The sequence below is a fragment of the Gordonia zhenghanii genome (genome assembly GCF_021738965.1).
GTDB classification, from domain to species: Bacteria; Actinomycetota; Actinomycetes; order Mycobacteriales; family Mycobacteriaceae; genus Gordonia; species Gordonia zhenghanii.
Genome location: NZ_JAKKOQ010000015.1, coordinates 23,445 through 45,244, shown reverse-complemented (window position 1 = coordinate 45,244; position 21,800 = coordinate 23,445). Strand labels below are relative to the sequence as shown.

Below are 21,800 nucleotides of genomic sequence, written 5' to 3'. Positions count from 1 at the left end.
CGTGGCGTCACGTCGACGCGACGATGCGGACCAGAATGTTCTTCATCAACGGCTGGTCGCTCTGCGTGCTGTAGTCGGCGGCTCCGACGAGCGCGTTCATCTCCGGCATGTAGCCCGCCGCCGCACCGACCGGAAGGTCGTAAGTGATGGCCCGGTAGTGGGTCAACGACCGCTGCGTGCCGTCCCTCGACGTCGAGACGATGTCGACGAACGCACCTTCGCTGAGCCCGCGATCGCGCATGTCGTCGGCGTTCATGAACACGAGTTCCCGCAGATTCTTGACGCCCCGGTACCGGTCGTCGCTCGAATAGATCGTGGTGTTCCACTGATCGTGCGACCGCATGGTCTGCAGGACGAGGACGTCCGCGTCGACGGGGATCGCATTCGGCACGGGCGCGTGCGAGAACTCGGCTCGACCGCTCGGCGTGTGGAAGATCCGCTCGCGCGCGGCTTGCGGGATCCGAAATCCCATCGGCTGCTTGACGAGATCGTTGAAACCGTCGAAGCCCGGCAGGACTCGCGACATCGAGTCGCGGATCCGGTCGTAGTCGGCGACGTAACCCTCCCACGGCGTCGCGCTGTCGGGCAGGGTCGCTCGGGCCATGCCGGACAGGATCGCCGGTTCCGAGCGCAGGTGTCGGGACGCAGGCTTCTTCTTGCCGACCGACAACTGGACGTTGCTCATGGCGTCCTCACAGGACACGCCTTGCCGACCGGTCTCCTGCTCGTCGCGTTCACTGCGCCCCAGGCACGGCAGGATCAGGGCCCGACGGCCGTGTACGAGATGGCTCCGGTTCAGTTTGGTGCTGACCTGGACCGTCAGGTCGCACTTTCGCAGGCCCTGCGCGGTGTACTTCGTGTCCGGTGCGGCGAGGACGAAGTTGCCGCCGAGAGCGACGAACACTCGCACCGAGCCGTCGTTCATGCCTTGGATCGTCTTGACGGTGTCGAGTCCGGGCTTGCGCGGCGACACGATTCCGCATTCGGCGTCGAGTGCCGCCAAGAATCGCTCACTCGGATTGTGGTCGATGCCGCACGTCCGGTTTCCCTGCACGTTGCTGTGTCCGCGGATCGGCGACGGCCCCGCGCCCTCCCGCCCGATGTTGCCGCGGAGCAGAAGAAGGTTGGTGAACTCGCGGACGGTGTCGACGCCGTGCTCGTGCTGGGTGACGCCGAGGCACCACGAGATGATGCTGCGCGGTGAGTCGAGGTAGATCTGCGCGATCTCGCGGATCTGTTTCTCGCTGACACCGGCCTGCTTGGCGAGCTCCGCCCAGCTCACCGTGTCGACGACTGCCCGGTAGTCGTCGAATCCGTCGGTGAATCGTTCGAGGAAGTCGTGGTCGAGCGCGCCGCCGTGCGGATCGGCGTCTTCGGCTTCGAACACCGCTTTGGCCATGCCGCGGATCAGAGCGAGGTCGCCGCCGGGCCGGACCTGCACGTTCATCGTGCTGGTGTCCGTGGCTTGGAAGGTCGCCATCTGACCGATCTCGTGCGGAACGATCGTCCTCGTGGCAGCGGCCTCGGTCATCGGGTTGATGTGGACGACCTGCGCTCCGCGTTTCACTGCATGTGCGAGCGAGGTCAACATCCGAGGCGCGTTGGACGCCGCGTTCACACCCAGCACGAACAGCGCGGTGCACTCGTCCCAGTCCGCGAGCGAGACGGTGCCCTTCCCGCTGGCGATCGATGCGTTGAGTGCGCGGCCGGACGCTTCGTGGCACATGTTGGAGCAGTCGGGCACGTTGTTGGTCCCGAATTCGCGCGCCCACAACTGGTAGAGGAACGTCGCCTCGTTCGAGAGCCTGCCCGAGGTGTAGAAGGCCGCGGCGTGCGGTGTGTCGAGCGCCCGCAGTTCGTCGCCGACCATCGCGAACGCGTCGTCCCAGGTGATGGGGACGTACCGGTCCGTGGCCTCGTCGTAGCTCATCGGCTCGGTGAGCCTGCCCTGGTCCTCGAGGTCGTGGTCGTTCCACGTCGCGAGGTCGGTGACCGAGTGCGACGCGAAGAACTCGCGGTCGACGCGTTTGGGCGTCATCTCCCACGTCACGTGCTTGATGCCGTTCTCGCAGATGTCGAGGGCGACTCCCTTATCGTCCGGCCATGCGCAGCCGGGACAGTCGAAGCCACGGACCGGATGGTTCATGGTCAGCATCGCCGCCGAGCCCTTGATGAGTTCGCGCTCCTTGATGAGGACCTTCGCGACCGACCTCGCCGCGCCCCACGCCGCGGCCGGGTGGTGGTACGGCTTGGACGACCATGGCCGCGACGTCGTCGGGCCGAATCCGCCTTGCCGCGGGATGTCGGGCATCAGACCGGTGAACTCCGGTGCCGGAGTCGGCGTGGTGGTCGGATTCTCGAGGTCGGTCATGTCAGGCCCTCACACGTTCCTCTAGCGGTTCCAGCGGATTGTCGATGCGGTGCGGATGCGTGTAGACGTTCATGGTCTGCCCACGCAGGAACCCGACCAAGGTCAGTCCCGAGTCGCGGGCGAGTTGCACGGCGAGCGACGACGGGGCCGACACCGCGGTGAGCACCGGAATCCCCGCCATGACGGCCTTCTGGACGAGCTCGAAACTCGCCCGACCGGATACCTGGAGCACGGTGCCGCGCAGCGGGACCCGGTCCTCGAGCAGGGCCCAACCGATGACTTTGTCGACGGCGTTGTGGCGTCCGACGTCCTCGCGCAGAACGAGCAGTTCGCCGGTCTGCGCGTCGAACAGTCCGGCGGCGTGCAGGCCGCCAGTCTTGTCGAAGACCGCTTGCGCGGCCCGTAGTTTCTCGGGGAGCTCCGCGACCTGCGCCGCGTCCACGATCGTGCTGTCGCCGGTCAACGCGTACGACGACACGGTGTGCACGGCGTCGATGCTCGCCTTGCCGCACACCCCGCACGAACTCGTCGCATAGAACGACCGCGCGTGCTCGCGTCCCGGAAGTCGCACGCCGGGTGTGAGGGACACGTCGAGGACGTTGTAGGTGTTCTCGCCGCCTCCGCCGCCCGGCCCGCCGCAGTGGATCGCGCCGCGGAACTGTTCGCTGTTCGCGATGATCCCCTCGGAGACGAGGAAACCTGCGGCGAGCTCGACATCGTGCCTCGGAGTGCGCATGGTGACGACCAGCGGCTGTCCGGCGACGCGGATCTCCAGCGGCTCTTCCACCGCGAGAACGTCGACACGGGCAGCGCTGCTCTCAGCGACCGAGACCTTGGTTATCGGCCAACGCGCAGTAATCCGTCCCACACCGCCAGCCTAGCCTGTGCCACATCACCTGACGCCTCAGATGACAGGCGATCGGCTGCCTGCCTGTCGACCGTCAGAACCTGTCGCCGGCTCCCACCACGCGCATCCGCCGTGGAGTCAGGCGGTAGCGGTCGCCGGTACGGGGCAACGAGCCGTCGCCGACCCGAAGCGCTTCGTCGATCGGCAGTTCGGCGTGCAGCCCCGAGCCGATCCCGACGCGCACCACGCCTGCCTGCACCGAGACCGACGTCAGGACATCGGCCCCGCCGTCGAGCCCGTGGTCGGCGGACGCCGCTTCGAGAACGACGTCGCGCGGTGCGACGATGCCGATCGCCCGATCCCCGTCATGCAGGTCCCCACCGTGCAGGTTCCCGCCGTGCAGGTCCCCGTCCGATACACCGGATAACAGCGCGTTCTCGACCTCCAGTCCCCCCGTTTTGCCGAGTCCTCCCGCGCGCCACCGCCCGCGGACGACGTCGAAACCGGCGAGCGCAGCCGTGAACGTGCCTCGGGGACGCACCGCGAGATCCGACGGCGTGCCGGTCTCGACGACGGTCCCACGATTCATCACCAGACACGTGTCAGCCCACTGCCACGCATCGGACATCTCGTGTGTCACCAAGACTGAAGTGGTCCCCGTGCAGGCGAGTTCGTCGGACAGGATCCGCCGGACGATGGGTGCGCTCTCCGCGTCGAGAGCGGCGAACGGTTCGTCGAGCAGCAGAACGCGCGGCTGCGATGCGAATGCGCGGGCGATCGCCACGCGTTGCTGCTGGCCGCCGGACAGTTCGTGCGGTTTGGCCTGTGCGCGGTCGGTGAGCCCGATCCGATCGAGCCAGTCGGCGACGCTCGCGCGGACGCGACCGCGATCGAGGCCGCGAGCGCGCGGACCGAACGCGATGTTCCGTTCGATCGTCAGATGCGGGAACAGTCGAGCACGTTGGTCCAGTAGCGCGATCCGCCTCGCTTCCGGCGGCAGTCGGACACCGCCCGTCTCGTCAATCGTCTCGCCGTCGACGGCCACCGTCCCCGCCCGCAGCCGCACCAGTCCGGCGAGTGCGGCCAGAACCGTCGACTTTCCCGATCCATTGGGTCCCAGAAGCGCGACACAACCGCCTGCGTCGACGTCGAACCGCGCCGTGACATCGAACTCCGCACGGGCAACGGTGACGTCGGCGCTCAGCCTGCCACCTCTGTGAATCCGAGTCGGGTCGCTCCTGATCTCACCCCTCCTTGCCAGCCTCGCCTGCTGCGTCTGTGTCATCGGACCGCGTCCTCACGCCACGATCGCAGACCGCACACGATGACGGCTGCGCTGACCAACAGCAGAAGCGACAGCGCTACCGCGGAGTCCTGTGTGACGCCGACGCCGTTGAACGCGGTGTAGATGGCCAGCGGCATGGTTCGCGTGACCCCTGGCGCGTTGCCCGCGAACAACGCCGTCGCACCGAACTCCCCCAGCGCGCGAGCGAAGGCGAGGACCGTGCCCGCCACGAGGCCCGGCATCACGAGCGGCAGAGTGATCCGGGTCAGGACTCGCCACCGGCCGGCGCCGAGAGTCGACGCGATCTGCTCGTGCGAGACCCCCGACGTTCGGAGGGCGCCTTCGACGGTGATGACGAAGAAGGGCAACGCGACGAAGGCCTGGGCGACGACGACGGCTCCCGTCGTGTACGGCAGGCTGAATCCACTCCACGCGAAGATCGGCTCGCCGATCAGTCCCGAGCGTCCGAGCAGCGACAGCAGGGCAAGGCCGCCGACCATCGGCGGAAGAACGAGCGGGATGAGCACCAGAGTCCGCATCACCGCGGCCATCCGGCGACCGGCGCGTCCGACGAGCAAGGCCATCGGGAGTCCGACGATCATGCACACGAGCGTCGCGCACGCTGCGGTCGACACCGACAGTCCGAGCGCGGTCATCGAGGCCGAGGAGAAGAGGTCGTCGCCGAGAGTGTTCCACCGGACGCGGGAGATCAGCCCGACGATCGGCAGCAGCAGCAGCGCGAAGCCGACGGCTGCAGGAAGGTAAAGGAACCGCGGCAGGCTCACGCTGGGCCGAATCCGTACTGCCGCAGAATCTTCTGACCAGCTGCAGAGAGAACGAAATCCCGGAACGCCTCCGCGGCCTCGGGCGACGGCGCATCCTCGGGGACGGCGATCGGGTACCGGTTGACTGCGTCCCCGGCATTCGGCGGAGTGATCCCCTCGAGTCTGCCGTCGGAAGCCGCGACGTCGGTCGCATACACCAGACCGGCATCGGCCTCACCGTTCGCGACACGGGTGACCACGCTCGTCACGTTGGTCTCCTGGCTGACCGGCGTGACGCTCACATCCACCGCCGCCAACAGTTTCTGCGACGCCGATCCGCACGGCACCTCCGGAGCGCACAGCACCGTGGTGACGTCGGATCTCGCGAGGTCGCCGAGTGTCCTGATGCGCTTCGGGTTGCCCGGTGGCACGGCGATCTGAAGAGTGTTGGTCGCAAAGACGTCGCCCGTCCCGCTCAAGCCTGCCTCGGTGACCGGACTCAGGCTCGACTCGTTCGCGAATGCGATGACGTCGACGTCGGCGCCTTCGACGATCTGCTTGGCGAGCGCCTGCGATCCGTCGTAGACGATCGGCGCCACCTGGTAGTCGGGCTCCGCGTCGGTGAACGCCTTCGCGAGATCGTCGAACGACCCTTGCAGCGACGCGGCGGCGAAGATCGTGATCTTCCCCGACGCATCGTCGTCGTTCGATCCGCCGCACGCGGTGAGCACGAGCGCGGCCACCGCCATCAGCACAGCGAACAGTGGCGCGGTGCTTCGCTTCCGGCTCGTCATCTCAGCCTTCCGTGTCGGACGGTGTCTCCACGATCACCGTCGTGGCCTTGACGCTTGCGGTGGCGAGCGATCCGATTTCGAGGCCGAGCTCGCGAACCGCCTCCGTCGACATCAGCGAGACGACGCGATGCGGTCCGCACTGCATCTCGACCTGCGACATCACCGGGTCGCTCAGGACACCCGTCACGATGCCGACGAATCGATTGCGTGCACTCGACGCGCGATCGACAGGATCGTCGTGTTCGGTCGCCTCGTCAGACAGGAAGCGAGCCAGAGCCGCGCCGTCCACGACAGCGCGCCCGGCAGCGTCGGGATACGAGTCGAGCTTGCCCGCGTCGATCCAGCGCCGCAGCGTGTCGTCACTGACGCCGAGAAGCTGCGCAGCACGGCTGATCCGCAATTCAGTCACAACGAGGAGATTATCACCGCATCTGCGGAACCGGAATCATCCGGACTTCTTTGACAATCGTAGTGAGTTCCACCGTTCCCACCTGTCCTCCGCCACCGGAATCGGCCCAGGGCGAATCACCGGACCACGCACTCCGAGACCGGGATAGCCTGGACTCATGCCCATCCCTCCCCTGGTGGAACCCGCGCCGTCGATCCCCGACGACGAACGACTGCGGGCGGCACGACAGATCCGTCTTCCCGAGATCGGCGATGCGGGCCAACGCAGGCTGGCGAACGCGAAGGTGTGCGTGATCGGCGCGGGAGGTCTCGGCTCACCAGTCCTGCTGTACCTGGCCTCCGCCGGCGTCGGTGTCGTCGGCATCGTCGACGACGACGACGTCGACACGTCCAACCTGCAACGTCAGATCGTCTTCGGTGTCGACGACGTCGGCCGACCGAAGGCCACCGTCGCCGCCGAACGCGTTCGCACCCTGTCACCGCGAACACAGGTGATCGAGCACCGTCTGCGCCTGACCGCAGACAACGCCGCAGAACTGTTCGCACCGTACGACCTGGTGATCGACGGCAGCGACAGTTTCGACACCCGCTACGCCGTCGCCGACGCGTGCGCCGAGGTCGGCCTCCCCCTCGTCTGGGGTTCGGTTCTTCGATTCGACGCCCAAGCGACAGTCTTCTGGTCGGCGCCTCCGGCGGGCGCTCCGATCACCCTGCGTGACGTGTTTCCGGCCCCGCCGCCCGCCGGCGAAGTGCCGAACTGCGCCGAGGCAGGCGTTCTCGGCGCACTGTGCGGTCAGCTCGGCGGCATCCTCGTCACCGAGGCCGTCAAACTGATCTGCGGGGTGGGCGAGCCCCTCCTGAACCGGATGCTCGTCCTGGATGCTCTCGGCGCCCGCATCGACGAGGTTCCGATCGGCCCGGCAGCGGCAGGTGCCCAGATCGGACGCGTCCGCGTCGACGATTCCGAGACGATCACGCGTGCAACACTTCTTGATGTCCGCAATACCGACGAGGTCGCGAGAGGATCACTGCCCGGCGCTCAGCACGTGCCCCTCGACGAGGTACTCGCCGACGCCGCGTCGGTCCCAGTCGGCGAGGTCACGGTCGTGTACTGCCAACTCGGCCCGCGTTCCCGTGCCGCAGCACATGCGCTCGCCGCACAACACCCCGACACCGACGTACGCGTCCTGCTCGGCGGTTACGCCGCATGGGCGGAAAGGAGCACTTTGTGATCACGGTCGCCGAACACCGCGCCCGAGTACTCGCGGAGACGACGCCGACTCCGGTCGTGACGATGTCTCTCGCCGACGCTGAAGGACGCGTCCTCGCCGCCGACGTCGCCTCCCGCTGGCCGACCCCACTGTTCGACAATTCGGGCATGGACGGATACGCAGTGCGCGCCGCCGACGCGGCGCAGGGTGCAGTCCTGCGCGTGGTCGCCGACGTGCCCGCCGGGTCCGGACTCGATCCCTCGATCGGTGTCGGCGAAGCCGCCCGCATCATGACGGGCGCGCCGGTTCCGTCCGACGCGGACACCGTGGTTCCCCTCGAACACACCGATCTCGGCACCGTGATCACCGCCGAGGTTCCTGCCGCCATCACGATCACGAGAGAGCCGACGTCGGGCGCCCACGTCCGTCGAGCAGGCGAGGACTCCGCCGCTGGCGTCGTCGCAGTGACCGCGGGTCAGATCCTCGGACCGTGGCAGCTGTCCTCTATCGCGTCCGCCGGACACACTCGGGTGTCGGTGCACCGGGCGCCACGAGTCGCTGTGATCTCGACCGGATCCGAACTCATCGACCCCGCAGGCGAACCCGCCCGCGGGCAGATCCCCGAGTCGAACTCGGTCCTTCTCGCTGCAGCGGTTCGCGCCGCAGGCGCCGACGTCGTGACCGTCGCGACCGTCGCCGACGACGAGGCTGCACTGAGGGCGCTGCTCGCCGACGTGGACGCCGACGTGATCGTCCTGTCCGGCGGGGCGAGCGTCGGCGCATTCGACGTCGTCAAAGCCGTCCTCGACGGCACCGGGACCGTCACGTTCGGACCGGTCGCGATGCAGCCGGGCAAGCCGCAAGGCTTCGGAACCGACGCATCCGGTCGTCTCGTCTTCGGTCTGCCCGGCAATCCGGTCGGCGTCGCCGCCGGGTTCGAGGCGTTCGTTCGGCCCGCGCTGCTCGCGATGGCCGGTCGCACCGACATCGACCGGCCACGCGTGATCCGGACCGCGGCGACCGGATGGCGGTGCCCCGCCGGCCGCGCACAGTTTTTGCCCGCCGTGATCGACGACGACACCGTCCGCCCCGCGACCTCCGGCGGCAGCGGGTCGCACCTGGTGACCTCTCTGGCCCTCGCACACGCGCTCGCCGTCGTCCCAGCCGAAGTCGACCACGTCAGCGAAGGCGACGCCGTCGAAGTGATGGTGCTGTCATGAGTACAGATCAACCGTTCACTCATCTCGACAGCGCGGGCGCGGCCCGCATGGTCGACGTCACGGAGAAGAAGCCGACGGTGCGCAGCGCGACGGCGACCGGTTTCGTCCGGTGCAACTCGGAGATCGTCGCCGCGCTGCGCGACGGGACCGCGCCCAAGGGCGATGTCCTCGCCGTCGCACGCATCGCGGGCATCGCCGCCGCCAAACGCACCCCCGAACTCCTGCCCTTGGCCCACGTGATCGGGGTGCACGGAGCCGTCGTCGACCTCGAGATCACCGACGACGGCGTCGCGATCGAGGCGACTGTCCGGACCGCGGACCGGACGGGCGTGGAGATGGAAGCGCTCACCGCAGTGTCGGTGGCCGCATTGTCGGTGGTCGACATGGTGAAGGGCCTGGACAAGTCCGTCACCGTCGAGCAGATCCAGCTCACCCGGAAGACCGGGGGCAAGAGCGGAGACTGGGTGCGATGACCGCGGCGATCGTCCTCGCGGGCGGCCGCGGCTCCCGACTCGGCGGCGTCGACAAGGCTGCCGTGAACGTCGGCGGCCGGCCACTCGTCGATCACGTGTACGCCGCCCTCGACGGATGCGCGCCGATCATCGCCGTCGGTCCGGCGAGCATCCAGCGGCCCGGCGTCCACGTGGTCCGCGAGGATCCGCCGTTCGGCGGTCCCGTCGCAGCGATCGCCGCCGCATTGGACGCTCTCGGCGATGTCAACGAGACCTGGCTGCTCGCCTGCGACCTGCCGCGCGCCGAGCGGATCGTCGCGCGTCTGACGGCCGAGGAGATCGGACCCGACGACGGCGTCGTTCTCGTCGACCGCAGCGGACACGTCCAGTGGCTCGCCGGGCGATATCGGACGTCCGCCCTCCGCCGTGCCGTCGCCGCACTGCCCGCCCCGGCGGGCGCATCGATGCGACGACTCCTGGACGAGCTCCGGCTGAGGACCGTCGACGATCCCGACGACGCAGGCATCGACATCGACACTCCCGAGGACCTAGTGGCCTTCGAGACCCCCGACCCGCACGCCCATCCGCACCGAACGAAGGACAGCGACCGATGACCGACAGACCCGTGCCGAACCTCGACAGCTGGATCGCCGACCTCGCCCCTGCCCTCGGCCTCGGCGACGTCGACGTCCCGCTGCGCACACTCCTCGATCTGACTCGCGACGTCGCGCACGGTGTGGCCCGTCCCGCCGGGCCGATCACGACCTATCTAGTCGGCCTCGCCGTCGCCGACGGAATGTCGGTCGACGAGGCACAAGCCATCATCGCCCGCCTCGTCCAGGAACGCGCCGAATGAAGATCCGCTACTTCGCCGGAGCAGCCGACGCGGCCGGGCGTCGCGACCAGGAGTTCGACGGCCCGCTGTCGCTCGCTGCCCTCCGTGCCGCGCTGGCCGACGAGCACGGCCCCGAGTTCGCCGCCGTGCTCGGCCGCTGCTCGTTGATGGTCGACGGAGTGCGCACCGACGACACCGCGGTCGCCGCCGACTCCTCGACCGTCGACGTCCTCCCCCCGTTCGCCGGCGGCTGACCTCCCTGCCGGTCGAGACCCCCACCTCTGGTCGAGCCCCCAACCGCCGGTCGAGCCCCTAACCGCCGGTCGAGCGGAGTCGAGACCCCTGCCGCTGGTCGAGACCCCCTCACCCGCCGATGGCCGACATCGGTCGGTCGGGCTGGAGGAAGTTGGGCCCGTCGATTCCGTGCCCCTCGCGCTTGTCCCCGATAGACCGCCGGATCATCGCGGCGAGGTCGGCGTCCGAGCCGCCCGACCGCAACAAGCCGAGAAGGTCGGATTCGTCGCGCGCGAACAGGCAGTTGCGCAGTTGTCCGTCCGCAGTGATCCGGACACGGTCACATGACCCGCAGAACGGGGCCGTCACGGAGGCGATCACCCCGACCGTCGTCGAGCCGCCGTCGACCCGGAACACTTCCGCGGGATCCGAGCCGCGTTCCCCGAGTGGTTCGAGAGTGAACTCCTCAGCCAGTCGGTCCAGGATCTCCCGCCCGTCGACCATCTCCGCTCGCGACCAGATGTGCCCGGCGTCCAACGGCATCTGCTCGATGAACCGCAACTGCGCGTCGTGCTCGCGGGCGAACCGCACGAGATCCACGAACTCGTCGTCGTTGACCCCGCGCATCGCGACCGTGTTCAGCTTCAGCGGACGCAGTCCGGAGCGCTGCGCTGCGCGGATCCCCGCGAGCACATCGTCGAGGCGGTCACGGCGCGTCAGCGCGTGAAACCGTTCCGGGTCGAGCGTGTCGATGCTGATGTTGAGGCGTTCCAGACCTGCGTCGACGAGATCGTCCATCACGCCGGCCAGACCGAGTGCGTTCGTGGTCATCGACACGCGCATCCGCCCCCGGTCCGTCGGCCCCCCGTCTGTCTGCCCACCGCCGGTCGGCAGCGCCGCGAGGCGACGCACCACGTCCACCGCGTCCGGACGCAGCAGCGGCTCACCGCCGGTCAGCCGAGCCTCGTCGATGCCCAGACTCGCGAACACGCGACCGACCCGTTCGATCTCGTCGGTAGTCAACAGGTTCTGTTTCGCGATCCACGGCACGCCTTCGGCAGGCATGCAGTACGTGCACCTCAAATTGCACTTGTCGGTCAACGAGATCCGCAGATCGCGGTGCACGCGGCCGAATCGATCGACGAGCTGCGCACTCATGTCAGACCTCCCAAGCCGACCCACGCGGACGTGCCGTCGGACTCGACCTGCTTCTTCCACACGGGCAGTTCGGCTTTGACTCGCTCCACCAATTCCCGATTCACCTCGTACGCCTGGGCACGGTGCACCGACGACACCGCGCACACGATCGCCACGCCACCGACATTGAGGTCACCGACGCGATGACTCACCGCGACCCGCACCTCCGGCGTGTCGACCGATTCGGCGATCCGCGCCAGGATCTCGGCCGCGTCGGGGTGTGCACTGTATTCCAGCAGGACGACGCTGCCTGCGGCGTCGGGATCGTTGTCTCGAACGGTCCCGACGAACAATGCAGTGGCGCCGACGCTCGGGGACGCGACGGCGTCCAGGTGTGCGGCGACGTCCAACGGCTCGTCGCTCAACGACGCGGACACGATCATTCGTGGTCGCCTCCATCCAGCTGAGAGACGACGTGGTCGGCGATCTGCAGGATCACCGGGACGCCGTCGCGGACCGCTCCGGTCGAACCCGCCAGGTTCACCACCAGCGACTGTCCGACGACGCCTGCGACACCACGCGAGAGCATGGCCTGAGGAAGGCTCGCCACACCGACGGCTCGCACCGCGTCTGCGATGCCCGGCAGTTCACGTTCCAAGAGCGGCGACGTGGCCTCCGGCGTCACATCGCGGGCAGCGATGCCGGTGCCTCCGGTCGTCACCACCAGCCGCGAGCCTGCGTCGACGGCCGTACGGATCGCTTCCGCGATGTCGGCGATCTCGTCGGGCACCACCGTCACGTCCGCGTCCCATCCTGAGTCTGCCAGTTGATCGACGACCAGCGGGCCGGACCGGTCGACCGCGGCACCGGTCGAGCAGCGGTCGGACACGGTGATCACGGTCGCTGTCCTGAGACGGTGTGGAGCGGCATGCGACATGACTCCAGTGTTCCACGGAGCTCGGCTCCGGGGTCCGGAGAGGCGCACGCCTGGCACAGTCGACGAACCGCGCGTGTCGCACCTCCCCGGTTCCGGCACCACCCGCGGGTTTACTTGCTCTATGACGTCCCGCATGCGCGCCATCGCGCCGCTTCTGGCTGTGCTCTTCGCGGTTCTCGCGCTGACGTCGGCGTGTTCAGCCAGCGGTTCGTCCGACTCGGATGTGATCAGGTTCGGCACCGAAGGCACCTACAGTCCGTTCAGTTACCACGATCAGAGCAACGGCGAACTCGTCGGATACGACGTCGACGTGGCGAACGCCGTCGCTGACAAACTCGGCAAACGCGCTGAGTTCGTCGAGGCGCCGTGGGATTCGATCTTCGCGGCACTCGGTGCAGGCAGGTTCGACGTGGTCGCGAACCAGGTGACGACCACACCCGAACGAGAAGCCGAGTATTCGATGTCGACGCCGTACGCGGTCGGCGAAGGCGTGATCGTGACGCGAGCCGACGACGACACGATCACGTCCCTCGACGATCTCGCCGGCCGGACGTCCGCGCAGACGGCTACCGCCAACTGGACAGACGTCGCCCGGGAGGCCGGTGCCCGAGTTCAGACGGTCGAAGGCTTCACCCAGGCGATCACTCTGCTCAAGCAGGGTCGCGTCGACGCGACCGTCAACGACAGCATCGCGGTGTACGCCTATCTCGCCGAGACCGGCGACAAGTCCGTCAAGATCGCCGGGAACACCGGGAGCAAGAGCGAGCAAGCGTTCGCGTTACGCAAAGACGACCCGCTCGTCGACGATATCGACGGCGCGATCGACGAGTTGCGCGCCGACGGTACGCTGACGCGGATCTCGCAGAAGTATCTGGAAGCCGACGCCAGCGGTTCGGGCGCAACGCCCGCGCAACCGCGATCGACGTGGGAACTCGTGAGCGACAACCTGTGGCCGATGGCGAAGGCGACGGTCACGACGACGATCCCGTTGGCCGCGATCAGTTTCGCCGTCGGTCTGGCGATCGCGATCGTCGTCGCACTGGCTCGCATCGCCGACAACCGACTGGCCGCGTGGGCGGCTCGGGCCTACATCTCAGTGGTGCGCGGAACGCCGCTGCTGGTGCAGTTGTTCATCATCTTCTATGCGCTTCCCGAGCTCGGGCTCAAGGTGCCGCCGTTCCCGGCTGCCGTCGTCGCGTTCTCATTGAACGTCGGCGGCTATGCGGCCGAGGTCATCCGCGGCGCCATCATGTCGGTGCCGAAGGGCCAGACCGAGGCTGCGCTCACCGTCGGGATGAACTACCGATCGACGATGCGTTTCATCGTGCTTCCGCAGGCGGCTCGCATCGCGGTTCCCGGTTTGTCGAACACGTTGATCTCGTTGGTCAAGGACACGTCTCTGGCGTCGACGATCCTGGTGACCGAGTTGTTGCGAGTCGCTCAGATCGCGGCGGCTCCCACCTTCGAGTTCTTGGCCCTATACGTGACGGCCGCCGTCTACTACTGGGCGATCTGCCTGGTGCTCTCGACGCTCCAGGGACCGTTGGAGACTCGACTCGGCCGGTTCGTCGCAACCTGATGTTCGTCCCAGCCTGAAGAGGCTCAGCGCCGAACGCGAGAATGCGAATACTCTGCGAGACCCACGGCCCCGGCGAGCACCGCGACGAGTCCGGCGAAGATCAGGCCCGCGTCACGGAGGCCGAGCGAGTCCGCCGCGACTCCGACACCGATCGCGGGGAACGCCAGCATGATGTAGATGACCGTGAAGAACGCTGACGAGACACCACCGCGGAACGCCGTCGGAACCAGTTCGACAGTCGTCGCCAACGCGACGTTCATGGACACACCACAGGACACCCCCACACAGACGGCCGACACGATCAGCGGTCCGAGCGCAGGCCCGGCCAACGCCCACGCCAGAAAACCGGAGGCGACGACCATGCCTGCGCAGGCTGCAGGCAACGCCGTCCGCTGCGGGATCCGCCGCGCCAGCAGTTGTCCGGACGCCACCGAGGCGAACACCAGGAACACGACGAAGCCCGTCAGCCAGTGCGCGTGCAGATCGAGGTCGTTCGCGAGGAAGAGTCCGGTCACCGCAGTGAGCACCCCGCTCGACGCGAAGCCTGCGCCCGCGGCCAGGCTCCCCCGGGTGAACGCCCCGCGGATCTCGGTTGGCACGCGCAGCCGCTGGATCCGGAGCCGCCACCCGCGCCGCGGACCGGGAGCCTGTCCGTACCGGTGCATTCCGACGAGCGCGAGCGCGGCGAGAACGAGGTGCGCGACGAATGGGACGACGAGCGGCGACGAACTGACGTCCGCGATCACGCCGCCCATCAAGTTGCCGATCCCGAGGCCGCCGGAATTGGCGGCGACGGCCAACGCGCCTGCCCTCGCACGACGCTCGCTCGGGAACAGGTCGACGATCGCCGCCGTGCCGGCGCCCGTCATCAAGCCCGCGCTCACTCCGGAGAGGACACGCCCCGAGACGAGGGTCGTCAGACTCGCCGGCGCCAGAAACACCGCCGCGCTGACGATCGCGAAGGCCAGAGACGCGACGAGCACTGGTCGTCGCCCGATCTGATCGGACAGCGTTCCGAACAGGAGGAGTGCCACGAACACGCCGCACGCGTACACGGCGAACAGGACGGTCACCGTCAACGACGAGAACCCGAGGTCGTCGGCGTAGATCGGGTACAGCGCGGTCGGGATCGTGGTACCGACCATGGCGATGAGGAACGCGAACGCCGTCGCCGCGACCGCGGCGCGATTCACCGGTTCACCACGAGCGGAACGAACTGCTCATCGGCGGTCCACGCCCCGTGGTGGCCGATCATCGCCGACTCCATCGGCTCGGATTCGGGGCGGATGAGGACGGAGTCGTTCTGCGCGACCGCGATGACGTCGCCGATCCGTTCGGCGACGCCGGGTCCCGGCGTCTGCGGACCGAACCAGCGTTCGTCGAACGCCTGCTCGCGGGTGGCGATACGGGCGTGATCGCCCACGACCCCGGTCCAGGTGTCGACGATGTCGGCACGGGCGGTCGGCGCATCGAGATACACATGACGCACACGCGCCTCCCCCGCGATCGTCCGCACACCCCGGTGCAGGTCGGGCGTTGCGTCGAGGTCCACTCGGACACCCGCACTGATCATTCCGTGATCGCCGGTGACGAGCAGCGTGCACGTCGGCGGCAGCTCGCTGAACAAGTCGGCGACCATCGCGTCGACGGCGCGAAGCTCGTCGTGCCACTCGGGACTCTCGGGCCCGTGCAGATGCCCGGCCATATCGAGTCCTGGGTAGTACGCGTAAGCGAAGCGACGATGCGCGGATCGGCGACTCGACCCGCGTGCGACGGCGAGGATCCCATCGCGCACTTCGTCGAGGTCGGCGGCCTCGTGGACGACGCCCGTGGCGCGGAACGCCGCACGAGTGAGCCCGGATCTCGCCTGATACCCCGGTACGACGTAGTGCACGTCCACCTCGGACGCCGCGAGACGCTGCAGAACGCTGGTCACGGGCTGTACCGATTCGGGTTCGGCTCCGTCGCGGGCGTCCGGTCCGTCTGCGGTGTCGAACCGCCACCGCAACGCATTGAGCGTCCGCGGGCTACGTGTCTCCGGATTGCGGACGGCGAACGAGTATCCGATCACTCCATGCACCGCGCACGGCGCACCCACGGCGAGACTCGTCAGGCTCGTCGCCGTGGTGGCCGGGAATCCCGCGCGCAGTGTCGCCCGGATGTGGGCGGCCAGCGTCGGAGCGTCGTCTGCCGACCGTGCGACGAGTTCGCTGCCCAACCCGTCGACGAGCAGGACCACCACGTCCCTCTCCGATCCCAGGGCGAGCGGATTCGGTCCGTCGATGCCGAACGCCGCTGCAACGGACGGCATGACGTCAGCGAGAGTCGGGTCCATTCACCCAGCCTGGCACAGCCGGGCTCACAGTTCGTCGCGACCGCGCATCCACGCCGCCCAGATCTCGCTGTAGCCGCCGCCGGCCGCGACCAACTCGTCGTGGCTTCCACTCTCGACGACCCGACCCGAGTCGAGGTGAAGGATCCGGTCCGCCGCCGCGGCCTGGCTGAGTCGATGCGCGATGATCAACGCGGACCGACCCGCGAGCACGGTGGCCGCAGCCTCTTCCAGCCGTCCGGCACCCGCGCTTCCCGCATCCGCGGTCGCCTCGTCGACGATCACGAGGTCGGCGTCGAGGAGGTCGATCCGAGCGAGTGCCAACTGCTGCTGGGTCATCGAGTCGATCTCGTGGCCGTGGGCGCCGACTACGGTGCCCAGCCCGTCGTCGAGGGTTCGGACCCAGTCGGCGGCCCCCGACTTCTCCAGCGCCTGCCACACGCGTTCGTCGTCCGCGTCGGGATCACCGAGAAGGAGGTCGTCGCGGAGCGTGCCCGTAAAGACGTGGACTTCCTGGGTCAGGAGCGCGATGCGGTGCGCACGTGCCGCATCGCGCATGGTCGCCACTTCGACGCCGCCGAGCCGGACGGTGCCCGCGGTCGGCGGATGGATGCCTGCGAGCACAGCCGCGAGCGTGCTCTTCCCCGCTCCGGACACGCCGACGAGTGCGACGTGCTCCTGCGGCCGGATCGTGACCGACACGTCGTCGAGGATCGGGTGCCCGGCGGTGTAGCCGAACTCGATCCGCTCGGCGACGAGCCCGGATCCGTCGTCATCAGAGGTCGCGTCGGCCGACGTCGGAGTCGTCTCGTCGAGCACGCCGACGATGCGGCCGAGAGCTGCGGCACCGGACTGCAGGTCGTCGAGCACGTACATGAGTCGTCCGATCGGCTCGAACATCGCCAGGAAGAACAGCATCGCCGCAGTGGTAGCGCCGACGGTGAGTGAACCGTCGCCGACGAGGACGAACCCGACCGCAAGGATGACGGACATGCCGATCAGTTCGGCCAGGTTCAACCGCCCGAACAGACGTGATCTCAGGACCGCTGCCTCCATCGACCGGGCGACCACCGCCCACGAGTTGGCATCGATACGCACGCTCAACCGTGCGCCCAGATCGAAGGCGCGGACGGTCGGCAGCCCCTGGACCGGCCCCAGAACGTGGTGCGCCCGATCGGCTGCGGCGACCCGCTCCTGTGCGTACACCGGCGGAGCCAGCCGCAGATAGGTCCGGCCGGTCGTGAGATAGATCGGCAGGATTGCGACGACGACAAGCAGGAACCGCCAGTCGAGCGCGGCCAGTCCGATCACCGTGACAACCACTCCTGCACCGGACATCAGAACCGAGGGCAGAGCTTTGCCGATGGCTTCGCCCACCTTGTCGACGTCATCTGTCGCGCGCGACAGAACGTCGCCGCTGCCGACTTCTTCGACACGCGCGATCGGCAGACCCAGGACTTTCTCGATCATGTCCTCGCGCAATGCCGCCAGGACCGATTCGAACACCGAGGCAGCGGTCGCGATGCCGAGACCTGCGCACACCGCTGCCGCGATCGCGGCGGCGGCCATCCAACCGACGCGACTGAGGACTTCGGCGGTGTCGCCGCCGTGGGCGACCAGGTCGACCACCGACCCGAGGAGTCGAGGGGTCACCAGACCGAACGCGCCTGCGCCTGCCATCGTGACGAGCACCGCGAGGAGCGGGAGTCTGCGTTGTCGTAGCCGTGTGACGAGATGACGGGACGTTCGTCGCCAGTCGGCGACGGCCAGAGCGGACCGGGGTGACGAATCGGCGATGCTCATTTCACCGCCTCCAACGCAGGCTCGGCGAGCGGGTCCAGTCTGATCACGGTGTCGGCGACCGCCGCCCACGACGGCGAGTGCGTGAACACGACCGTCGCCGCGTCGGCGCGCATCCGCTGCACGCGCTCGACGACGCGCGCCTCCGTCATCGAGTCGACGGCCGTCGTCGGATCGGTCAAGACCAGGAACGCCGACTCTGCGGCGAGGGCGCGAGCGAGCCCGACTCGCTGCCGCTGCCCACCCGACAGCATTCTCCCGGCCTCGCCGACCGGACTGTCGAGTCCGTCGGGCAGAACCTGGGCGACGTCGTCGCAGACTGCCGCAAACACCGCACGGGACACGCGATCGCCGCCGGAGTCTGCGACGGCCTCGATGTTCTCGAGCACCGACCCTTCGAACAAGTGCGGAGTGTGGGGCACCACGCGGACCACCTGTCGTCCGGCAGCCTCGTCGAGCGACGCATGGTGGGTGTCCCCGATCCGGATGTGGACGCCGTCGATGGAACTCTCTCTCGAGAGCACCGCGGTGAGGCGGCGAGTAGTGGCGTGGTCGGTCGAGATCACGGTGACTCCGCGGGGCGGAATGGACAGGTCCGATCGTGCACCGGTCGGATCGGGCAGTCCGGTGATCACGAGTGGACCGTCGGCCGCGTCGACGTCGCCCGAATGCGATCCGGGCCCCGCCTGCAGGACCGACAGCACGCGGTCGGCGCTGGGGACCGCTCCGTTCCACACCGCTCCGAAGTTGGTGCTTATCGCGTTGAGCGGCCCGATCATGAACTGGGTGAGGCCGACCACGGTGATCAGCGCGCCGAGTCCCATCGCGCCGTTGACGGCCATGACCCCGGCTGCGGCGCCGACTGCGACGACGAACAGCGATGACACGGTCTGCAGCAGAGCGACATACACGCCCTCGCTCCGCATCGCGGCGATCGCGGAGTCCCGCGCCTGCCTGCTGGCGTGCCGATACCGCCGCGCAGCGGGCCGATCCGCACCAAGCCCTTTCAGGACCCGGAACCCGGCCACGAGATCTGCAGCTGTTCCGGCCGCGGCCCCGACGAACTCTTGCTGTTCGGCTGTTCGTGCTCGCAGCGGTGCACCCGCCCGATCGAGCAGCCAGAACATCACTGGTGCGCCGACGAGTACTGCGAGCCCCAACGGCCACGAGATCCACAGGAGGATGACGCCTGCGACGACGACCGCGAACATCTCGCCGACCGGGAAGATCACGAGGAACACGGCCAGCGCCAATCGCGACACGTCCGAGGTCGCGATGCTCAGCGCCGTCCCGGGGAGCCGTGCCGGGCCGTCGGTTCCGGCCGGGTCGAGCATGCGGTCGGTGACGCGCATCCGATACTGATGCTCGATTACGTGCAATGCGTAGATCGCCATTCGCTCACCGAATCGCCAGGTGAACGACAGCAGCGCGAAATCGGCGATGAGAACGATCAACCAGAGCGCCAACTGCCCACCGTCATGCGTGAGCACGGCACGATCGATCGCCACACCCATAATTACCGGGACCAACGCCTCACCGGCGAAATGCCCGATCATCAGAAGCATCGCGGGAATCGAATACTTGTTGGCACCCCACATCGTCCTGACCACCAAGGTGCGGGCCGTCGTCTCCTCGTCGACCCGCACATACGACCCGCGTTCGGCGGGTCTACTCCCGGCGAGGAACCCTCGACCGAACACTCTGACGCGCAGGGATCTGGGGTCGGCATGAGCCGGGTACCGTGAGCCATCGAGCATCAATTTAGGCTACCCTACGTTCTCGCACGCTTGGCGGCGCGTCTCCGAGCCGCTCCACCCCCCTTCGGAGGGGTATGACTCCGGTCACTCTCCCGGCACAATCGGAACCATGACGATCTCTGCCACCGACAGCCTCCGGACCGCCCGCGATACCCTCCTCCGTCTGCGGGACGACTATGACGCCGCGACCGCCGAGTTCGCGTGGCCCGACGTCGGCCCGAACTTCAATTTCGGTCACGACTGGTTCGACACCTATGCGCGCGGAAACGACTCCCCCGCGTTGATCATCGTCGAGGCCGACGGTTCCAGGGCGTCGTACACGTTCGACGACCTGGCGCGGCGATCCGATCAGGTCGCTGCCATGCTGCAGGAATCCGGCGTTCAACGCGGCCAGAGCGTCATCGTGATGCTCGACAACCAGGTGGAACTCTGGGAGTCGATGTTGGCGCTCATCAAGATCGGCGCCGTCATCATGCCGACGACGACCGCTGTCGGACCGGCCGACCTCGCCGATCGCGTAGCACGTGGTGGCGCCCGAGGCGCGATCTGCAATGCCGCCGACGCACCGAAGTTCGCCGACGTCGCCGGAGTCGAGCACCGCTTCGCGATCGGTGCGTCCGCGGACGGGTGGACCGATTACGCCGCTGCCTCGGCTGCGCCCGATCCTGTCATCGACCATCCCGGCAACGCCTCGACCGACCGCGTCCTCCTCTATTTCACCTCGGGCACCACCAGCAAGCCGAAACTCGTCGAGCACACGCACGTCTCGTACCCGGTCGGTCACCTGTCCACGATGTACTGGCTCGGCCTGCAGCCGGGGGACGTCCACCTCAACATCTCGAGCCCCGGGTGGGCCAAGCACGCGTGGTCGAACTTCTTCGCCCCGTTCCTCGCCGAAGCCGCCGTCCTCGTCTACAACTACGAACGCTTCGATCCTGCAGCGCTCCTCGGACGCATCACCGACGAGCACGTCTCGACGTTCTGCGCGCCGCCGACCGTGTGGCGCATGTTGATCAACGCCGACCTGTCGTCGGGACGCCCCGCGTCGCTGCGCGAGGCGATCGGCGCAGGCGAGCCCCTCAACCCCGAAGTGATCAGCAAGGTTCACGAGCACTGGGGACTGATGATCCGCGACGGCTTCGGACAGACCGAGTGCACCGCGTCCGTCGCGAACTCGCCCGGGCAACCACTCAAGTCGGGGTCGATGGGCCGGCCGCTTCCCGGGGTGCCCGTCGTGCTGGTGTCGCCGGAGACCGGCGAGCCGGTCGACGGGCCGGGCGAAGGCGAGATCTGCCTGGATCTCGAAGGCCCGCAAGGCCGCCCGCTGACCTTGATGACCGGATACCAGGGCGACGACGAGCGGAACGCGCTCGCGATGGCCCACGGCTTCTACCACACCGGAGACGTCGCCGAACGCGACGAGGACGGGTACATCACCTACATCGGCAGGACCGACGACGTGTTCAAGGCGTCCGACTACAAGGTCAGCCCGTTCGAGTTGGAGAGTGTCCTGATCGAGCACCCCGCCGTAGCCGAGGCGGCCGTCGTCCCGGCGCCCGATCAGGTGCGTCTGGCCGTGCCGAAGGCGTACATCGCGCTGGCTCCCGGACACGAGCCGACGCCGGACACCGCCCACGCAATCCTCGCTTATGCGCGCGACAACCTGCCTCCGTACCTCCGGGTCCGACGTATCGAGTTCTTCGAACTCCCCAAGACGATCTCCGGCAAGATCCGCCGCGTCGAGCTTCGACGGCGGGAGGACGACAACGCCGACACCCGGGTCGAGAGCGAGTTCCGCGATGAGGACTTCGGGATGCGCGGTTCGCGCTGAGGCCGC

General features: G+C 68.1%; 21 protein-coding genes. 8 read left to right on the top strand and 13 right to left on the bottom strand.

The window, feature by feature from the left end:
• Positions 1 to 7: 7 nt before the first annotated feature.
• The 6 genes from L5G32_RS16000 to L5G32_RS15975 all read right to left on the bottom strand — a co-directional run bounded on the left by L5G32_RS16000 (position 8) and on the right by L5G32_RS15975 (position 6,470).
• Positions 8 to 2,311, bottom strand: a complete 2,304-nt coding sequence (locus L5G32_RS16000) for an FdhF/YdeP family oxidoreductase (RefSeq protein WP_237012146.1) — start codon at positions 2,309 to 2,311, stop codon at positions 8 to 10.
• Positions 2,312 to 2,372: 61 nt separating this feature from the next.
• Positions 2,373 to 3,239 (bottom strand): formate dehydrogenase accessory sulfurtransferase FdhD, encoded by an 867-nt coding sequence (gene fdhD / locus L5G32_RS15995; RefSeq protein ID WP_237012068.1) that lies wholly within the window; start codon positions 3,237 to 3,239, stop codon positions 2,373 to 2,375.
• A 73-nt stretch (positions 3,240 to 3,312) separates the two neighbouring features.
• Positions 3,313 to 4,503: a sulfate/molybdate ABC transporter ATP-binding protein gene (locus L5G32_RS15990; protein ID WP_237012067.1), complete on the bottom strand. Its 1,191-nt coding sequence runs from the start codon at positions 4,501 to 4,503 to the stop codon at positions 3,313 to 3,315.
• Complete coding sequence (gene modB, locus L5G32_RS15985; RefSeq protein WP_237012066.1) at positions 4,500 to 5,288, bottom strand: molybdate ABC transporter permease subunit; 789 nt, start codon at positions 5,286 to 5,288, stop codon at positions 4,500 to 4,502. Before modB ends, L5G32_RS15990 begins: the two co-directional genes overlap by 4 nt.
• The gene (gene modA, locus L5G32_RS15980) at positions 5,285 to 6,061 is read right to left on the bottom strand and encodes a molybdate ABC transporter substrate-binding protein (protein ID WP_237012065.1); all 777 of its coding nucleotides are present in this window, start codon (positions 6,059 to 6,061) and stop codon (positions 5,285 to 5,287) included. Before modA ends, modB begins: the two co-directional genes overlap by 4 nt.
• A gap of 1 nt (position 6,062) precedes the next feature.
• Positions 6,063 to 6,470 (bottom strand): TOBE domain-containing protein, encoded by a 408-nt coding sequence (locus L5G32_RS15975; protein ID WP_237012064.1) that lies wholly within the window; start codon positions 6,468 to 6,470, stop codon positions 6,063 to 6,065.
• A gap of 157 nt (positions 6,471 to 6,627) precedes the next feature.
• On the opposite strand from L5G32_RS15975, the gene L5G32_RS15970 reads away from it, so the two are divergent.
• The 6 genes from L5G32_RS15970 to L5G32_RS15945 are packed head-to-tail and all read left to right on the top strand — an operon-like array spanning position 6,628 to position 10,441.
• Positions 6,628 to 7,701, top strand: a complete 1,074-nt coding sequence (locus L5G32_RS15970; protein WP_237012063.1) for a ThiF family adenylyltransferase — start codon at positions 6,628 to 6,630, stop codon at positions 7,699 to 7,701.
• The gene (locus L5G32_RS15965; protein WP_237012062.1) at positions 7,698 to 8,900 is read left to right on the top strand and encodes a molybdopterin molybdotransferase MoeA; all 1,203 of its coding nucleotides are present in this window, start codon (positions 7,698 to 7,700) and stop codon (positions 8,898 to 8,900) included. The genes L5G32_RS15970 and L5G32_RS15965 overlap by 4 nt, the downstream gene beginning before the upstream one ends.
• Entirely contained in the window at positions 8,897 to 9,373 is a 477-nt protein-coding gene (gene moaC / locus L5G32_RS15960) for a cyclic pyranopterin monophosphate synthase MoaC (protein ID WP_237012061.1), read from the top strand. The genes L5G32_RS15965 and moaC overlap by 4 nt, the downstream gene beginning before the upstream one ends.
• On the top strand, positions 9,370 to 9,966 hold the full coding sequence (mobA, locus tag L5G32_RS15955) for a molybdenum cofactor guanylyltransferase (RefSeq protein WP_237012060.1): 597 nt from the start codon (positions 9,370 to 9,372) through the stop codon (positions 9,964 to 9,966). Before moaC ends, mobA begins: the two co-directional genes overlap by 4 nt.
• The gene (locus tag L5G32_RS15950; protein ID WP_237012059.1) at positions 9,963 to 10,208 is read left to right on the top strand and encodes a DUF6457 domain-containing protein; all 246 of its coding nucleotides are present in this window, start codon (positions 9,963 to 9,965) and stop codon (positions 10,206 to 10,208) included. The genes mobA and L5G32_RS15950 overlap by 4 nt, the downstream gene beginning before the upstream one ends.
• Positions 10,205 to 10,441, top strand: a complete 237-nt coding sequence (locus L5G32_RS15945) for a MoaD/ThiS family protein (protein WP_237012058.1) — start codon at positions 10,205 to 10,207, stop codon at positions 10,439 to 10,441. Before L5G32_RS15950 ends, L5G32_RS15945 begins: the two co-directional genes overlap by 4 nt.
• Positions 10,442 to 10,550: 109 nt before the next feature.
• Here L5G32_RS15945 and moaA read toward each other — a convergent pair whose 3' ends face one another.
• Genes moaA through L5G32_RS15930 form a run of 3 tightly spaced genes read right to left on the bottom strand, consistent with a single transcriptional unit; the run spans position 10,551 to position 12,456 of the window.
• On the bottom strand, positions 10,551 to 11,579 hold the full coding sequence (moaA, locus tag L5G32_RS15940) for a GTP 3',8-cyclase MoaA (RefSeq protein WP_237012057.1): 1,029 nt from the start codon (positions 11,577 to 11,579) through the stop codon (positions 10,551 to 10,553).
• Positions 11,576 to 12,001, bottom strand: coding sequence for a molybdenum cofactor biosynthesis protein MoaE (locus L5G32_RS15935; protein ID WP_237012056.1), 426 nt, complete (start codon positions 11,999 to 12,001; stop codon positions 11,576 to 11,578). Before L5G32_RS15935 ends, moaA begins: the two co-directional genes overlap by 4 nt.
• A complete protein-coding gene (locus L5G32_RS15930; RefSeq protein WP_308192056.1) occupies positions 11,998 to 12,456 on the bottom strand; it encodes a MogA/MoaB family molybdenum cofactor biosynthesis protein in 459 nt (152 codons plus the stop codon). The genes L5G32_RS15935 and L5G32_RS15930 overlap by 4 nt, the downstream gene beginning before the upstream one ends.
• Positions 12,457 to 12,616: 160 nt before the next feature.
• Here L5G32_RS15930 and L5G32_RS15925 point away from each other — a divergent pair, with 160 nt between their 5' ends.
• Positions 12,617 to 14,074 carry an ABC transporter permease subunit gene (locus L5G32_RS15925; RefSeq protein ID WP_372491707.1) on the top strand — a complete coding sequence of 486 codons (1,458 nt, stop codon included), beginning with the start codon at positions 12,617 to 12,619 and terminating at the stop codon, positions 14,072 to 14,074.
• Positions 14,075 to 14,097: 23 nt separating this feature from the next.
• On the opposite strand, the gene L5G32_RS15920 is transcribed toward L5G32_RS15925, so the two are convergent.
• Genes L5G32_RS15920 through L5G32_RS15905 form a run of 4 tightly spaced genes read right to left on the bottom strand, consistent with a single transcriptional unit; the run spans position 14,098 to position 19,963 of the window.
• Positions 14,098 to 15,267 carry an MFS transporter gene (locus L5G32_RS15920; protein WP_308192055.1) on the bottom strand — a complete coding sequence of 390 codons (1,170 nt, stop codon included), beginning with the start codon at positions 15,265 to 15,267 and terminating at the stop codon, positions 14,098 to 14,100.
• Positions 15,264 to 16,409, bottom strand: coding sequence for an alkaline phosphatase family protein (locus tag L5G32_RS15915; RefSeq protein WP_237012054.1), 1,146 nt, complete (start codon positions 16,407 to 16,409; stop codon positions 15,264 to 15,266). Before L5G32_RS15915 ends, L5G32_RS15920 begins: the two co-directional genes overlap by 4 nt.
• Positions 16,410 to 16,433: 24 nt before the next feature.
• Positions 16,434 to 18,209 carry an ABC transporter ATP-binding protein gene (locus L5G32_RS15910; protein ID WP_237012053.1) on the bottom strand — a complete coding sequence of 592 codons (1,776 nt, stop codon included), beginning with the start codon at positions 18,207 to 18,209 and terminating at the stop codon, positions 16,434 to 16,436.
• Positions 18,206 to 19,963 carry an ABC transporter transmembrane domain-containing protein gene (locus L5G32_RS15905; protein ID WP_237012052.1) on the bottom strand — a complete coding sequence of 586 codons (1,758 nt, stop codon included), beginning with the start codon at positions 19,961 to 19,963 and terminating at the stop codon, positions 18,206 to 18,208. The genes L5G32_RS15910 and L5G32_RS15905 overlap by 4 nt, the downstream gene beginning before the upstream one ends.
• A 109-nt stretch (positions 19,964 to 20,072) precedes the next feature.
• Here L5G32_RS15905 and L5G32_RS15900 point away from each other — a divergent pair, with 109 nt between their 5' ends.
• Positions 20,073 to 21,794 (top strand): AMP-binding protein, encoded by a 1,722-nt coding sequence (locus tag L5G32_RS15900; protein WP_237012051.1) that lies wholly within the window; start codon positions 20,073 to 20,075, stop codon positions 21,792 to 21,794.
• Positions 21,795 to 21,800 lie beyond the last annotated feature (6 nt).